Origin of the sequence: Arenibacter sp. F26102 (assembly GCF_023015865.1) — a bacterium.
In the GTDB taxonomy this organism is placed as follows: domain Bacteria; phylum Bacteroidota; class Bacteroidia; order Flavobacteriales; family Flavobacteriaceae; genus Arenibacter.
On record NZ_JALKBC010000002.1, the window covers coordinates 330,497 to 346,741 of the forward strand.

At 39.3% G+C, this 16,245-nt stretch carries 14 protein-coding genes; 6 read left to right on the forward strand and 8 right to left on the reverse strand.

Going from position 1 to position 16,245, the window contains the following annotated elements; translation table 11 throughout:
• Window positions 1-2 precede the first annotated feature (2 nt).
• The 3 genes from MWU78_RS03980 to MWU78_RS03990 all read left to right on the forward strand — a co-directional run bounded on the left by MWU78_RS03980 (window position 3) and on the right by MWU78_RS03990 (window position 2,673).
• Entirely contained in the window at window positions 3-782 is a 780-nt protein-coding gene (locus MWU78_RS03980; protein ID WP_246995201.1) for an aldose 1-epimerase, read from the forward strand.
• A 10-nt stretch (window positions 783-792) separates the two neighbouring features.
• The gene (locus MWU78_RS03985) at window positions 793-1,425 is read left to right on the forward strand and encodes a Crp/Fnr family transcriptional regulator (RefSeq protein WP_246995203.1); all 633 of its coding nucleotides are present in this window, start codon (window positions 793-795) and stop codon (window positions 1,423-1,425) included.
• 69 nt (window positions 1,426-1,494) lie between these two features.
• A complete protein-coding gene (locus MWU78_RS03990; protein ID WP_246995205.1) occupies window positions 1,495-2,673 on the forward strand; it encodes a cytochrome c peroxidase in 1,179 nt (392 codons plus the stop codon).
• An 18-nt stretch (window positions 2,674-2,691) separates the two neighbouring features.
• Here MWU78_RS03990 and MWU78_RS03995 read toward each other — a convergent pair whose 3' ends face one another.
• Window positions 2,692-3,570, reverse strand: coding sequence for a DUF1080 domain-containing protein (locus MWU78_RS03995; protein WP_246995207.1), 879 nt, complete (start codon window positions 3,568-3,570; stop codon window positions 2,692-2,694).
• Between the two features lie 148 nt (window positions 3,571-3,718).
• On the opposite strand from MWU78_RS03995, the gene sulP reads away from it, so the two are divergent.
• From sulP to MWU78_RS22365, 3 genes are all read left to right on the forward strand, one after another.
• Window positions 3,719-5,443 (forward strand): sulfate permease, encoded by a 1,725-nt coding sequence (gene sulP / locus MWU78_RS04000; protein ID WP_246995209.1) that lies wholly within the window; start codon window positions 3,719-3,721, stop codon window positions 5,441-5,443.
• A 105-nt stretch (window positions 5,444-5,548) separates the two neighbouring features.
• Entirely contained in the window at window positions 5,549-6,958 is a 1,410-nt protein-coding gene (locus MWU78_RS04005; protein ID WP_246995211.1) for an MBL fold metallo-hydrolase, read from the forward strand.
• 72 nt (window positions 6,959-7,030) lie between these two features.
• Window positions 7,031-7,159: a hypothetical protein gene (locus tag MWU78_RS22365; protein ID WP_262482703.1), complete on the forward strand. Its 129-nt coding sequence runs from the start codon at window positions 7,031-7,033 to the stop codon at window positions 7,157-7,159.
• Between the two features lie 39 nt (window positions 7,160-7,198).
• On the opposite strand, the gene MWU78_RS04010 is transcribed toward MWU78_RS22365, so the two are convergent.
• From MWU78_RS04010 to MWU78_RS04040, 7 genes are all read right to left on the reverse strand, one after another.
• On the reverse strand, window positions 7,199-8,581 hold the full coding sequence (locus MWU78_RS04010) for an exonuclease domain-containing protein (protein WP_246995213.1): 1,383 nt from the start codon (window positions 8,579-8,581) through the stop codon (window positions 7,199-7,201).
• Window positions 8,582-8,763: 182 nt separating this feature from the next.
• Window positions 8,764-10,329: a hypothetical protein gene (locus tag MWU78_RS04015; RefSeq protein WP_246995215.1), complete on the reverse strand. Its 1,566-nt coding sequence runs from the start codon at window positions 10,327-10,329 to the stop codon at window positions 8,764-8,766.
• An 11-nt stretch (window positions 10,330-10,340) separates the two neighbouring features.
• Window positions 10,341-11,741: a neutral/alkaline non-lysosomal ceramidase N-terminal domain-containing protein gene (locus MWU78_RS04020; RefSeq protein WP_246995217.1), complete on the reverse strand. Its 1,401-nt coding sequence runs from the start codon at window positions 11,739-11,741 to the stop codon at window positions 10,341-10,343.
• Window positions 11,742-11,746: 5 nt separating this feature from the next.
• Window positions 11,747-12,829, reverse strand: a complete 1,083-nt coding sequence (locus MWU78_RS04025) for a sialidase family protein (protein ID WP_246995219.1) — start codon at window positions 12,827-12,829, stop codon at window positions 11,747-11,749.
• Between the two features lie 20 nt (window positions 12,830-12,849).
• Window positions 12,850-13,824 carry an alpha/beta hydrolase gene (locus tag MWU78_RS04030; protein WP_246995221.1) on the reverse strand — a complete coding sequence of 325 codons (975 nt, stop codon included), beginning with the start codon at window positions 13,822-13,824 and terminating at the stop codon, window positions 12,850-12,852.
• 11 nt (window positions 13,825-13,835) lie between these two features.
• Window positions 13,836-15,116: an MFS transporter gene (locus MWU78_RS04035; protein ID WP_246995223.1), complete on the reverse strand. Its 1,281-nt coding sequence runs from the start codon at window positions 15,114-15,116 to the stop codon at window positions 13,836-13,838.
• Window positions 15,117-15,132: 16 nt separating this feature from the next.
• Window positions 15,133-16,023, reverse strand: coding sequence for a bile acid:sodium symporter family protein (locus MWU78_RS04040; protein ID WP_246995226.1), 891 nt, complete (start codon window positions 16,021-16,023; stop codon window positions 15,133-15,135).
• Window positions 16,024-16,245 lie beyond the last annotated feature (222 nt).

Sequence of the window (16,245 nt, forward strand, 5' to 3'; positions counted from 1 at the left end):
ACATGGTGAATTTGGAACTACATAATCAAACAGTGAGAATCGATGCTGGTGAGTTGGTAGGCTATGAAGTGGGTGGTCATGAATATATTCACCAAAAGGGCAGCCCGGGATGGCGAAATTCGGATACCGAAATGTTTCCTGTAATAGGTCCTACCAACGAGGCAAATTTTAGAGTTACAACCCCAAAAGGAACTGCGGTACAAGATCAACATGGCCTATTGCGGGAAATGGAATATGAACTTGTTTCCCAAACCAAAGGGAAAGTAGTCTTTAGTAAAAAATATGTTTCCGGGACCCAAATAAAAAACTCCAAATTTCCTGTGAAATCCACGGAAGAATATTTGTCATGGCCCTATAGTTTCGAATTCAAAAAATCCTACGAAATTTTAGAAAAGGGACTTAAAGTTCAATTTAGGATTACAGGTGAAGAGGGAATGCCTTTTATGTTGGGATACCATCCCGCCTTTAAGTTACATTCCGAAAATGTAACGATACAAACGGGAGAAAGAACAATATCTTTGCAAGAGGTCCTTGACGTTGGAAGTAGGGCACTGCCCATTTTGGAATGCAAATCCATTACCTTATTGGATAATGGGGAACTTAACATAAAAACGGAAGGTTTTGGGAATTTTATGTTATGGACAGAGGTGTCCAATATGTTGTGCATAGAACCTATATCCTTTTACCCCTACGCGGTAAACCAGGAAGAACTGCATACCGGATTTCTAAAATTGGACAAGTTGGAAAAGATTTTTTCGGTAATGATACAACCTAATATTTGATAAGGTAAGAATGACAGAAGCATTGCAATTACATTATGGTTATCTTTTTGAACCAGAGTTGTTAGAGGAAATTAGGAGTGTTGGCAGCTATAGAAAAGTTAGTCAAGGCCAAACTCTAATGGAAATAGGTGATAACATTAAGTCCATGCCATTGTTGCTGAGCGGAGCTATCAAGGTTCTAAGGGAAGATGATGAGGGAAATGAACTGTTGTTGTACTTCGTTGAAAAAGGGGACACTTGTGCCATGACTTTTTCTTGTTGCATGGGAAACAAAAAAAGTGGAATAAGGGCAGTTGCGGAAACCGATACCGAATTGTTGATGATTCCAGTGGGCTATATGGAAACTTGGATGGGTAAATATAAAACTTGGCAGCAGTTTATCCTTGAGAGCTACAATGCACGGATGATGGAGCTAATGGAGACTATAGATACCCTTGCTTTTCTTAGAATGGACGAAAGATTACTGAAGCATTTACAGGATAAGGCCAAAGTTACCCATGACGACCTATTGTACGCCACACATCAAGAAATTGCCTACGACCTTCACACCTCGCGAGTGGTGGTGTCACGACTATTGAAAAAAATGGAAAACGAAGGCAAAATAAAACTTTATAGAAATCAAATAAGAGTGTTGGATTTATAGATTTTATGAATTTAGTGTTTGTTATTGAGGATATTAAGCGCAGAACTTGACTAGTTAATATAAAGACTTATGAGGATTTATTTTTGTAAGTACGTCATATTCCTGTCCATATTACTGGCGGGTTGTGGCAATTCTACAATAGATAAGCCTAGGGATATTGCAAAACCTAAGGAAATGGCCAAGGTTGCCGCCTTGCCAAAGAGTATTAAAACACCCATTGACAATCTAAGTTCCAAGGAGAAGGAACTTTTGGGGAAACTATTGTTTTATGACCCCATTCTTTCAGGAGGCAAGGATATTGCCTGTTCAAGTTGCCACCATCCCGCTACTGGATATGCCGAGTTCTTAGATCTTTCCATTGGCAGTAATGGTAAGGGGTTGGGTAGTAAAAGGGTTTTTAGGCAGCCCAATAACATTCCCTTAATGAAACGTAATTCTCCTACTATTTTAAACACCGCATTTAATGGGATTCATGGAAAGGATGATTATAATCCGGAAAATGCTCCCATGTTTTGGGACGACCGGGTAAAGAGTTTGGAAAAGCAGGCCTTGGAACCCATTAAGACCATGGAGGAAATGAGAGGTCTACATTTTTCCAAGTCACAAATTTTGACGGAAGTGGCAATGAGGCTTCAATCTATTCCTGAATATAAAAATCTTTTCGCAGATGCTTTTGGCCCGGGCACACCAATAGATAGTGTTCAAATAGGAAAGGCGATTGCGGCTTTTGAAAGGACTTTGGTCGCCAACAATTCCCGTTTTGACCAATACATGGCCGGTGATGTAAACGCCATCTCCCATTCTGAAAAAGAAGGTTTTGAACTTTTTAAATCCGTGGGTTGTATAAATTGCCATAATGGACCTATGTTTTCGGACTATAAATTGCATGTATTGGGAGTGCCGGAAAATAATAAAGTGCCAGAACCCGATAGTGGATTTGAGGAAAGTTTCGCATTTAGAACGGCCTCACTCAGAAATTTGCGTTTTACAGCTCCCTATATGCACAATGGAGCTTTCCAAAATTTAAAACAGGTATTGGAATTTTATGAGGATATCTCCTTTGGGAAAACAAGAAATCCCTCAGTATCAAAGGAAATGTTCGATCCCTTTGTTAGGGAACTTCAACTCAGCGTTAAGGATATGTCCTTAATTACATCCTTTTTAAACACCCTTAACGACGACAATTTTGACAAGGAAATTCCAGAAAGGGTTCCCAGTGGGTTGCCAGTTGGGGGAGACATTCAATAGCTTAATTTAACAGTGAAATTAGTTGTACTTGCAATCCTCGGGGTCCGATTTAACGTAGTACTTTCGGTAATTTGTGGCTTTGGGATCCATACATCCCTTTAGGTTTTTTATTTCCACTTTTCTAAAATCTATTGGCTGTCCTTCCGCCTGCAAGGCGATAAAACCTTCCTTTAACAATTTGCCATCAATTTTAATTTCCGGGTCGTAGCGATTGGCTACACCCCCTCCAATTTGCGGTTTTGTGTATTGTAACACTTGGTCGCCATTAATAATGTGGGTTACTATGGAATCTCCTAAAACAATGGCCTCGGCACGTACCCATTGATCTCCATAATAAGTTTCGGAAGAAGAATTGATACAATGTCTAGGATCAATTTTACCTTCGTAAACCACATCCGTACCCGGGGAACACATATTTCCTGTGGGCCTTGATTTTCCTTCTTCCAATCCTGCCAATAACTGTAATTCCACTGAAATAGGCCAGTCTTGCTCCTTGGGCATGGTCCTTGGGTCTTGGGAATGGAACATTACACCGCTATTCTTTATGGTGTAGCTGGGTGCGCCTGGGTGCAATTCTCCCACAAAACGATATTCCACTACAAAATGGTAGTAAGAATAAGGGGTGTTATAGTAAAGGTGCCCATACCTCTCGTTAAAATCTCCCTCATATTTGTCATAACGTACTTTAACGATACTATCCTCCACTCTAAAGGTATCTCCGTAATTATCCCCAACCTCATAATGGTGTATTTTAGTGGTCCAATCATTAATATCCTTACCATTGAACATGGAAATCCAACCGTCATTATTTTCTTGGGAAACAGATTTTACGGTACTGCACTGAGAAAGTAGAATTGCTAAGATGAGGCAACCGAAGACAGCAGGGAGTTTTTGCATATTATATGGATTTAAGTGATTTTAAGGCACAAGATAAATTATTTAAATTTTATTAATATCCAATATTTATGAAGGAATAGATTTTTTCAGTTTATTTTCTGTAACCATCGTTACACACAAATTAGGTATTTAACATTAAATTTGGTGAATGAGGAGATATTTACCTTTTTTGGATTGGTTTCCAAAATACAACAAAAACTTTTTTGGAAAAGATTTGGTGGCCGGGATAACCGTGGGTATAATTTTAATTCCCCAAGGTATGGCCTATGCCATGATTGCCGGACTACCTCCGGTTTACGGCCTATATGCTTCCTTGTTTCCTATTTTGGCATATGCTTTTTTGGGCACTTCAAGGCAAATCGCTGTTGGCCCAGTTGCAATGGATTCGCTTTTGGTCGCTGCCGGATTGGGAACCCTGGCTATTTCGGGTGTTGAGAACTACATTACAATGGCGTTGTTCCTAGCATTTATGATAGGGGCTTTTCAGATGTTGTTAGGGTTTTTTCGTATGGGTTTTTTGGTGAATTTTATGTCCAGACCGGTAATTAGTGGATTTACCTCGGCCGCAGCAGTAATCATTATTTTTAGTCAGTTAAAACATTTATTGGGCGCAGATATTGTCAGTAGCAATCAATTTCATCGATTGGTAATAAACGCTTTTCAACATATTATGGAAACCAATGTTTATGATTTTGGAATCGGGATTATTGGTATACTAATTATTGTCTCTTTTAGGACATGGTTTAAAAAATTTCCGGCAATCCTACTGGTAGTGGTATTGAGCAGTCTGGCCGTTTACTTTTTTAACTTGGAAGCCTATGATGTTCAGGTAGTGGGAGAAGTACCTGCGGGCTTGCCATCATTTAAGATCCATAATTTTAGTTTTGAAAAAATCAAGGATATTTGGCCCATAGCGCTTACACTGGCTTTAGTAGGGTATTTGGAGGCTATCTCCATTGGTAGGGCTTTTGAGGAGAAAAATAAGGTAGAAACTATAGAACCCAATCAAGAGTTGATAGCATTGGGAGCTTCAAATATGTTGGGGTCATTTTTCCAGTCGTACTCTGTTACAGCCAGTTTTTCCAGATCGGCCATCAATTACGAAGCCGGTGCCAAGACCACTATAGCTTCAATAATAAGCGTTATTATGGTGGCTCTTACCCTTTTATTTCTAACCCCATTATTTTACAATTTACCCAAGGCTGCATTGGCTTCAATTATTATGGTTTCCGTATTTGGATTAATAGATATTTCTTACCCAAAAAAATTATGGGAACAGAGCAAGGATGAGTTCATGGTGCTCTTGATCACTTTCTTGATTACACTGTCCATTGGTATAGTGGAAGGAATATTGATTGGAGTATTATTGTCTTTGTTATTGATGGTATACAGAACTTCCAAGCCACATTTCGCGGTGTTGGGAAATATAAAAGGTTCCGACTATTACAAAAATATTGAACGTTTCGGGCCAGAAGTTGAGGTTAGACCTGATCTCTTAATTGTCCGGTTCGATTCCCAATTGTATTTCGGGAATTCGGCCTATTTCAAAAGTCAACTCTTTAAATATATTAAAGCCAAGGGTCCAGGTCTAAGAGCAGTAATATTAAATGCCGAAGCAATCAATTATATAGATTCTACCGCTTCCACAATGTTAATGAGCGTTATAGACGAGATTCACGAAATGAATCTTCAGTTCTACATAGCGGGAGCTATAGGCCCTACAAGAGACATTATATTTGAAAGCGGAATCGTTAATTGCCTAGACAAAAAGTATCTTTTTGTAAAAATAAAGGAAGCTGTGGCTTATTATGACGATCCCAATACCACAACAAGTTTAAGGGAAAAAATAGCGCATCAGAACCTAAGTAACTAATGTTGCAGACGCACAGGAATGGATTATTTACCTTTCTAAAAGTGATTTTCCAATTAAAAATATTTTGATTATTTTATTGTAATCAGATCACAAAAAATTAAGAATATGAAAATAGAACAGATATATACAGGATGTTTAGCACAGGGGGCATATTACATAGAAAGTAATGGAGAAGTAGCTATAATTGATCCTTTACGTGAGGTAGAACCTTATTTAAAAAGGGCCAAGGCAGATAATGCCTCCATAAAATATATTTTCGAAACCCATTTTCACGCAGATTTTGTCAGTGGTCACGTTACTTTGTCAAAGGAAACGGGGGCCCCAATAGTTTACGGCCCCTCGGCCAATCCTTCTTTTGAAGCTATTATAGCTAAGGATGGTCAGGAGTTTAAGCTTGGCTATATCACCATTAAAGCATTGCATACTCCCGGGCATACTATGGAAAGTACTACCTATTTATTAAGGGATGAAAAAGGTAAGGATTATGCCATATTTTCAGGGGACACTTTGTTTTTGGGGGATGTAGGTAGACCGGATCTGGCACAAAAAGCAGCCAATATGACCCAAGAGGATTTGGCGGGTTTATTGTTTGATAGTCTTAGAAATAAAATTATGCCTTTGTCGGATGATGTGGTGGTTTATCCAGCCCACGGAGCTGGTTCTGCCTGTGGTAAGAACATGATGAAGGAAACTGTGGACACCTTGGGAAATCAAAAGAAAATGAATTACGCCCTTCGTGCCAATATGACCAAGGAGGAATTTGTTAAGGAGGTTACGGAAGGTCTTTTGCCCCCTCCAAAATATTTTCCACTTAATGTAAAGATGAACAAAGAAGGGTACGAAGATATTGGGGAAATTTTGGAAAGAGGAACAACGGCTTTGTCTCCCGATGACTTTGAAGAGGCCGCCAATGCAACAGATGCCATAATCTTGGATGTAAGGCATCAGGACGATTTTGTTGAGGGTTATGTTCCGAGATCGATCTTCATTGGTTTGGATGGTAGTTTTGCCCCTTGGGTAGGTGCTCTTATCGCCGATACCAAGCAACCTATATTATTGGTAACACCCGAAGGTAGGGAGGAAGAAGCCATAATAAGGTTATCCAGGGTAGGCTTTGATGCAACTGTAGGTTATTTAAAAGGGAGTTTTAAGGCCTGGAAAGCATCAGGAAAAGAATACGATACGATTACTTCCATTGCAGCAAAGGATTTGAAGGACACCTTAAATAATAAAGAAATTCCGGTTTTTGACGTTCGTAAGGAATCCGAATATCTTTCCGAACACATGGAAAATGCAAATAATACGCCATTGGATTTCTTAAATGACCATATGGCGGAGTTCCCCAAAGAGGATACCTTTTACGTGCATTGTGCAGGAGGGTATAGGTCCGTAATAGCGGCTTCTATCTTAAAAAGTAGGGGTATACACAATTTGGTGGATATTGCCGGTGGATTTGCTGAAATGAAGGATTCTGGTTTCGAGCTAACGGACTATGTATGTCCTACAACGCTTTAAAAAGTGACATTTATCATATTTTAAAATTTCGTTTGTGTATATTTTAGCCTACTCAATCTAAAATACATACCTATGATTTTACAATACTTACCTTTAGTGAATTGGAGCAACGGGATCATAATGATCTCTGTTTTTGGCGCCGTTTGTGTTGGTTTGGTTACTGCAGTATTGATGTTAATGAACAGTGGAAAGAAAAAATAGTCCGGGAATATCATTCATTTGATAATTCCCGGCTCCTTTTTATTGTATTGAAATAGGGGATAAATGAATTGCTTTGTTTGGGTATTTTCTTAAATACCAAGAAAGGATTCGTTTAGTGTCCATGTTTTCCTTTTGGAGTTCCAAAAAGTTTTCCAAGTCGCCTACGTTATTTACCTGTTCATTTTTTGGTATAAATCCGTAGCCCTTATATTGGTTGTTGATAACCAAAATAAAACCTTCTTCCTTTTTATATCTTCCCTTTTCCTTGATTACGATATTTTGGTTCTTGGCCTCTAATTCATCAATAGCCGTTTTTACTTTGGAATTATAGTCGGTAGGGGATTCCGTTCCCCTGCATATACCGCTACAACTGGTTATGCTGTAATGGGAGCAACTAGATATATTCCCCTGTAAATGGCAGAATTTTGGACATAGCCCATAGGCTTTGCAAAGTTCTTCCATAAATAACCTGCATTCCGTAATGGTGTTAAATGTGGATAATGGCCTGGGTGTCAATTTTAATTTGTTGTAGGCTAAGTGTAGTACACCGTTTCTATCTTCATAAGAAAAAATGGCATACTCTTGTGGAGTACGCTTTTGACTTTGATTATACAATGGGAAATGATGTTTGATTGCGGCAGATTCCATTAGTAGTGCAATTAGCTCACTGCCCGATAATTCAAAATCTATATCATGTGTTGCCTTGCACATAAGGATCTCTTTGGTGGCCTTGTCATAAAAATGGCCCAATACCCTCTTTTTTATATCAATGGCCTTGCCAACATAGATAATGGTTCCTTTTTTATCTTTAAAATAATATACCCCAGGAGAATTTGGTAATTTTTCAAATATTTCCTTCGGTAATGATGGTGGTAGTGTGGCTTCTTGGGAGCGGGCATTTAGAAAAGATTTAAAAACCTTTTCGGCACCATTGGTCCTTAGCAATTTTTGAAATAAAAGTACTGTTGCCTGGGCATCCCCTTTTGCCCTATGGCGATCGGTCAACGGAATATTTAGGGAGGTGCATAATTTGCCCAAACTATAGGAATTTAAACCTGGAATCAATTTTCTGGACAAACGTACCGTACATAATTTTTTACGGGAAAAACTAATACCAATATTCTGAAATTCATGCTTGATTATGTTGTAATCAAAATTTACGCTATGTGCCACAAATATGGTGTCTTGGGTCATTTCCAAGACGTTTGATGCAATTTCTTCCCAAGTTGGGGCATTGCGTACCATATTGTTATCAATTCCGGTTAGACCGGTTATAAAGTATGGAATTTCACATTCCGGATTCACCAAGGAGGTGTACTCATCTATCACCTCATAACCATCAAATTTGAATATGGAAATCTCCGTAATCTTATTACCTTTTATTCCGTTTCCGGTAGTCTCTATATCTATGATGGTATACATAAAAAATGGCGCTGGGCATAACAGAACCTTAAAGTTACGGGAAATTGATCAAAAATTGGATCTATAGGGTATTGAAAAGAAATAATTTCGAAATTCAAGCTTACATCCCACCATCCATGGACTTCTGAAAGAAAATGTTGTAAGAAACATTGCAGGTCCGCTACAAATAACTTTGTTTCCGGTTATTTTAAGTCTTGTATAACTTCCGTTAAAGCCTTGTAAATGATGGGCCCGGTTTCTGGTCCCAAAGAATTTTCTTCCCCATAGGTGTCCCCTTCATCATTGTAGAGATATGGCTTTCCCGTATCCCATTCACTTTTGGGTATAATGTACCCTATTTCATCATTGGAAAGTCCTAAATAGAATTTGTACTTGTCGGTAATTAAGTCCTGAAGTGGAGGTATCTCCATGGGCTGGATGTCAAATTCGCGCCCTTCCGGAGCTTCAATTCCGCCATAAACAATTTCTGGATATATTTCTCCAGGAATGCTTAAAAAGAAGGCAGGGCCTATCCGAATGGCGCCCACTTCCGTTCTCGATTTAAAATATTCTGGCATACCCATTTTAATCAAACCAATACCACTGGCAATTTTAAAGGTAGTATTGTCCAAAGGGGCCATTATGGTTTTTGCCCTTAAAGAAATATTGGAATTGGCTAGAGTGTCCCCTTTTTGTTTTAGGGCAGCTAAGGACATTAGTGCAATTTGATCTCCAAGCGCTTTGGTTTTTTTAAAAGTGGGTTCAAAATATTCTTCTCCAGTAAAGGGATCTGGAATACCCAGAGAAGGGTGGGGGGCCATAAGGCCACCAATGGCTCCTGAAAAATAAATGGCGATACCTCCAAGTCCTTCATGTACCAATTCTTTTCCATTGTATACCCCATTTTCCATTGCTTCACGTATATAATGCGGAAAATCGGAACTGATCAATAGATTTTGGGACCATAGCGTTTCTGGGTGATTGGCCCAATTTATGATAGTCCCCAAGGTAGTATCGTTTTCAGCATCCAAGACCTGCATTAAATGTATTCCAGTCGCTTTTACGATTGGTTTTCGGGTGTCTTTGATAAGTTTTCCGTCTTCACCGGATAGATCTTCGGCGAACACCAGTTTTGCCGGGCGTAAATTATTAACGGCTTCCGTAATGGCAGCAACAGTTTGGGATTTCACATATTCCATCATTTCAGGATTTACTCCAGAATTGAAAATATTTTCTCCCCATATGCCTACAAGATCATTGCTCTCGTGGGTATGGGTAGAGGATAATAAGGTGTAATCTATTCCCAGCTCGGCAGGGATACGCTTTCTTATATCGATCACATCGCCATGTAAAAAACCAATGGCATCCATAGAAATCATAGCGATCCTGCTTTTGCCATCGTCGATGACCATGACACGGGACCACACATCATCATGGACCCCCTGTGCCGGCTTGGCATTGCTCATTCCGGCTATCCAGTAGGCATCGAATTTTCCATTGTTGTTGTTGTCATTGTAGGTGTCACCTTCATCTTTACTGTATTTGTTGTTTCCATTAGCATCGTTCCAAGTATCCACTATAGTGGGTGTAATAGGTTTTTTGGCAAATCCGGCCTTTATGGGTTGAGGAGTTTTATTTTCTATTTTTAGATCTATTGTATAATTTGGATGGCGGTCACGCCAATTGTATATCACTATGGATGTTCCGATCAACAGGAGTAAAATGACCAATATCCCGATTATTTTTAACCCCTTTTTTAAAGTTTTCATTGCATGTAGTTTTATAGCTTGGTTTGCGTTAGTGCATTAGCCATTTTAAAATTTAGTTCCATTAGGTAATCGCCCATACTGGGCCCATACCATCCCATTAAACGGGCTTCGTAAGTATCATAATAGTAATATTTTTGCGGTACTATATAACCCAGATACTGGCCGTTGAAACTACTGAGCACGGAATTATATCCCTGCAGTTCCAAGGCGTTTTTTAAATCCAAGCCATACTCCCCGCTAAGTTCGTATGGCAGTGCAAGCCAAACGAGCTTGTTTAATTTAAGGCCCTGTACATGAACCGGATTCATTTTGGGGATCAGCTTCCTTCCTAAATAGGGAGAAAGTCGTAAACGGTCAGAGATATATAGGAACTGTAATTTTGGAATTTCAATCTCTGTGGATATCGCCATTAAATCCATATTCCCAGAATGTTCCATTTTGTTCATGGCCACTTGGGCCGAATCGGCAAGGGTTTCCCCTATGTATTTCGCTTTGTCAAACTTCTTTCCTATACCTTTATTGGAATGACTGCCCACCGTTCCAGCAAAGAACAGAGCAAGGTCAACGCCATTTTTTTCCAAATGACGTTGAAAGTATCCCGGATAATCTCCGGTGTATTGTTCATTATCAGTACCTATTACAGTAGCGTGGGCGGAAAAAACACCAATACTGGCCCTTCTGCCGTTTTCCTGAATAAAGGATAAAAGATCTAGTTTATCATTGAGTCGCCCAGATTCTCCAATTATCCTGTTTCGGACCAAATGGGGAACCTTAATATAACCCGACGAAAACTGGGCCGGTTGTTTGTCTGCCAAAGCCTTTAAAATAAGATCGGAAAAATTTTGGGCAAGCCATGCAACCACTTCTGGTTGATATTCACCTCCAAAACTTTTGCCTACATAGCCAGGCATGCAATTGCCAATACTGGAATGGGTGTGGGTGGCGCCAAAAAAAAGTTGTTTCCTTGTTATTTTTCCTCTTAAAATTTCGGTGACTTTTGTTACAACATCTTCGGGTATGGCTACGAGATCCGCGTTGATCAGAACGATGGACTCATTGTTGACATCTATGGCGATAGCTTTTGCAAAAAGGGAATCGTGAACACCCGTTGCAATCTTACCATCACCATAACCGGCCATTTTAATGGTATTGAATTCGCCTTTTTTCGGGTCCGGAATTCCACTTACAATTTTAGGGGTAATGTTTATCCTTGAAAATCCAGCAAGTAAGGATCCCTTGGCTTCTGTTTTATTTTTAACTGCCTCTTCTATATTTTCAATGGTATTTCTGTAATATTGTGTTTCAAAATATGGAGAGGTATCTATAGTGCTGGTCGCTAAAAAGAAAAGTAGAATTAGGAGCAGGATAAGTGCTCCAAAAATTTTAACCAAGGTCCTTAACCATTTTCCCATCGTTGTTAGTATTTAAGTTTTTGTGGATCTATAACGATATATTTTACTGTTTTTCGGTTCCAGGTATAAACAATGTGCACCTTCCCGTCCGGAGCCTGTATCATAGTGGGGTATGAATATTCTTCTCCTTCCTTATCCGTGTTTTCCCTTAACGGTTCCAAGTCCAACACCCTTTTCCAATTTTTACCGTCATTGGACAAGGCCAAACTTAAAGGCACCCGATCACCCCAATTTTTACCTGTGGGATTGTATACCAATAATTGTCGTCCGTCCTTTAAGCTTACCCCATCAATGCCAGAATTGGGATTGGGTAATGAAGTGGCTGTCATTTTACTCCAAGTACTGCCATAATCCGTAGACCAATTTTCTGTGACTACCTCATTTTCAGTTCTGCTCAATAGCTGTAATTTTCCATTTCCATAATTAAGGATCACGGGTTGAATGGCTCCAAATTCTTTGCCATCATTAAGGGCTTGTGTTTTGGACCATGTTTTTCCGTTATCCTTACTAAGTTCGAGATGTATCTTCCAACCTTCCTTATTATCTTCTGTGCTGGATGGCGAGAGTATTTCACCGCTTGCCAATTGTATAGGTTGATTTTTTATAGGTCCAAGCATGCCATCTGGAAGTTTTATAGGGTTGGACCAGGTTTTTCCATCATCCTCAGAGGTCATATATAGTCCCCACCACTCAGTAGGACTAGGTCCTACCTTGTAAAATAGAATTAACGGTTGGCCTTTTGGTTTAAAGAGTACTGGGTTCCAACAAGGATATCTGGTACCATCTTCCTGTACGCCGTTAACAACTTCGATAGGGGTAGACCATGAGCCGCCTGTTTTTCGCGATACCCATATTCCAACATCGTCGTTCTTTTCTTCCGTCCCACCAAACCAAGAGGAGACAACGGTTCCATTGCTCACTTCAACGGTAGAGGCATGGCATTCTGGCGTAAGTGCATTTTCTATTTCGTAAACAAATTCCTGTTCCAAGATAGCTGGATGATCTAATGGAACTACTTCAGGTAATTTATCCATTTTTCCTTTACAAGATAGTATAATCAGGGAACATAAAATTAATGGCAGTTTCATATGATTTGTATTTTTGGTTTCTATTTATTTGTTAATGAATTCACTAATGGGACATATTTTTCGAAAAAATCATCCATATAATACTGGCAATATTCATTTACTTTAACGGCTATGTCCATAGTATGGGGCCATCCTTTTAATTTGTGATAATAGGATGGAACGCCAACTTCCTGTAATTTTTTATGCAAACGATCGGATTGGGCCACTGGTACCAGTTCGTCCAAGGTACCGTGGAAAGTAAGTGTTGGAGGAGCATCTTTCGATACTAGGAATAATGGTGAGGCCCGTCTGTACAACTCAGGGGCCTCTTCGAAGGTCTTTCCGAACAGGAATTTTACGGAACCCTCATTTTTGGCTTTTTCCGTAGTAAGGTCGGATGGGCCGTAAATATTTACCAAGGCTTGTACCTTGGGAGAATTCTCGCTCTTGGTTTCGCTTGCACCGGTATTGGTGAAGGCTGTCATCATAGACAAATGAGCTCCTGCAGAGCCTCCAATAAGTGCAATTTGTTTATTGTTGATATGGTAATCATTGGCATGTTGCTTTAACCAAATAATGGCGTCTTCCACGTCGTTCAATTGTGCAGGATATTTGGCGACACCACTTAAACGATATTGAACAGTAGCAGTAACGTAACCTTTTTTGGCATAACTGATTAAATAATGCCAATAATCTTCTTTTTTACCTTTTTTCCAGGCTCCACCATGTACAAAAATCAATAAGGGGGCATTTTCCTTAATGTCCTTGTAATGGTAGACATCCAATTTTAACGAAAGTGTATCCGCGGTTTTATACACCACGTCTTTATATTCTTTAATAGATTCTGGAAGGGGATAACTGGTCTCTATGAGTTTTAAGGCACCGGTGGCATAAGCTATTTTAAGGGTTGTATTGCTAGAATAGCCTTTGGGAGGTTGGGATATATCGTACTGTTTAGCTTTGCACCCAACAATTATTAAGAATATCGATAAAATATGTACTATTCTTTTGTCCATAATTAATTTACCTAAGGTTCCGATATTTTTCCAGAGCCAAAAAGCTCTTTAAGACTTATTGTTTTGTTGTTTACCAGCGGTTTGGCCCAAAATCCAATACTAAAAATAAAACCTAAAGTCAGGTATAAAAAGATCATACCGCCTTTTAACCCAACTAAGTCACCTATTGCCCCAACAATAAGTGGTACTATGGCCCCGCCCACTATTCCGGAACAGAGAATGCCAGAGAGGGCTCCGTGGTTATCTTTTACAGAGTTCAATGCCAAGGAGAAAATAATGGACCACATAACCGAAGCAAAAAAACCTACTAAGGGAAACGCCACAACGGCAATTTGTGCAGAGCCGAAAAGTGCAGCGGTCAAACTTAAGATGGCCGCCCCTGAAAATAATTTCAGAACCAATTTGCTGTCCATAAATTTTAAAAGTAGTAGCCCTAAAATACAGCCTACTGTTAATAGACCCCAAAACAAGGAAATGGCGCCGGCCCCTTCTACCCTTGGGTCCAAACCATGGTATTCGGATAGGAATTGCGACATCCAATTGGCCACACCCTGTTCGGTACCAACATAGGCGAACAAGCCCATAAAAAATAAGAGCACTTTTTTGTTTTTAAATAACTCCTTGTTCGTGGCCCAAGTACCGGCTTTTTCGTCTTCATTCCTCTCTACCTTGGGTAATTTAATAGGATATATGAAAATGAGCATGAACAGTGAGATAATGCCAAATATCCAGTACAGGGAAACCCATGGCAAATTTTCTGGCACAATGTTGTGAAACGTATTGATTATAAAATTGGAATTGTCCGGACCAGAATAGTTTTCCAGATTGAGTACCAGATATGAGAAAAGGAAAGGACTAATAAAAGAGGCCAGTCCAAATGCGAGTTGTCCCATTACAGAATTAAAGGCAAAATGTTCTTCACCCCCAGCAACGCGCAGCAATGGATTTATAGCCACTTGTAACATTGCCATTCCCGATCCTATTAAAAAAAGTGATACCAGGGCTATCGGGAAATTGGGAAACATAGAAAATAGAATAGCACCAAAAAAGGAGACCAAAAATGCAGCCAACATTACCTGTTTTTCCCCATAACTTTCTACCGCTACACCCGAGGGAATGGAAAACACGCCATAAGCAACAAAAAAAGCAAATGGCAATAAAGCGGCCATCGTTAAACTAACCTTGAAATCCGTGATAATATCAGGTATTAATGGCCCTAAAATATTGGTAAGGAAGGAAATGACAAAAAAGATGAATAAAATAAGGACTACAATGAATTGATTTTTTCTCATCTTATGGGTGCGAAGATTAATTGAGGGTGTCTTTTTTCAAACTTAATTCATCCTTTACACCAAGAGGTTTTCTGATAAAAATAATTACGGTGGCCGTGATGAACATTAACAAACCATAAATGGCCGGTACAATGGAGTATTCTGCATTGTTCAGGGCTATTGTTGCCAAGGTTATCGCCAAAGTCCCGTTTTGGATTCCTGTTTCAATGGAAATACTGATGGCCTGTGGTCTTGTTAGTTTAAACAGGACTGCCATTAAAAACCCTATGGTCATGGTACTTACATTTAGCAGTATAGCTGGTAGACCTGCCTCACTTAAATAGCTCATAAAAACGTCCTTGACGCTGATTGTTACCCCAATGATTACCAAAATAAAAATTATGGCAGAGGCTATCTTAACAGGTTTCTCCATTTTGTTGGCAAATGCTTCAAATTTACTTTTTATAAGCATCCCGATTCCCACGGGGATGATCACTATTACCAATAACTGTTTTACCATGGTTATGGCATCAACAGTGACGGCCATGCTTTTGTTGGAGAATTCTTCCAAGGCAAATTGCACAATTAAGGGAATGGTTAAAATGGACAAAATACTCGACACGGCAGTCAGGGAAACTGATAAGGCCAAATCTCCCTTGGCCAAATAAGACAGCATGTTGGATGTTGGTCCTCCTGGACAGGCTGCCAATAGCATAATGCCTATGGCTGTTGTTGGGGACAAGCTTAGGGAAATAGCAATAAAATAACCAATTAAAGGCAGTAACAACATCTGACAGAGGAGACCTATGATCATGGCCTTGGGATAGCTTACCACTCTCTTAAAATCGGATACGGTCAAGGATAGGCCCATTCCGAACATTATAATGATCAAGGAAACGGCAAGGATTATTCCAGAGGTAGAATTCATGATCAATAGGTTTTATTGAAAATCATTATCATTTATGCAAAATTGGGTTACACACAAATAAAACTTTTTAAAAGTTATTTTCCCTATTAAATTTTATTTGATTTACATTATATTTTAGCAAAAAAGTGATTATATGATTACATTTTTCTTAAAAGTGTTAGAATATTTGAAATTTGAAGCACCTTTTTAGCTTGTTGTCCTAAAAAGACAGGAAAGGATACA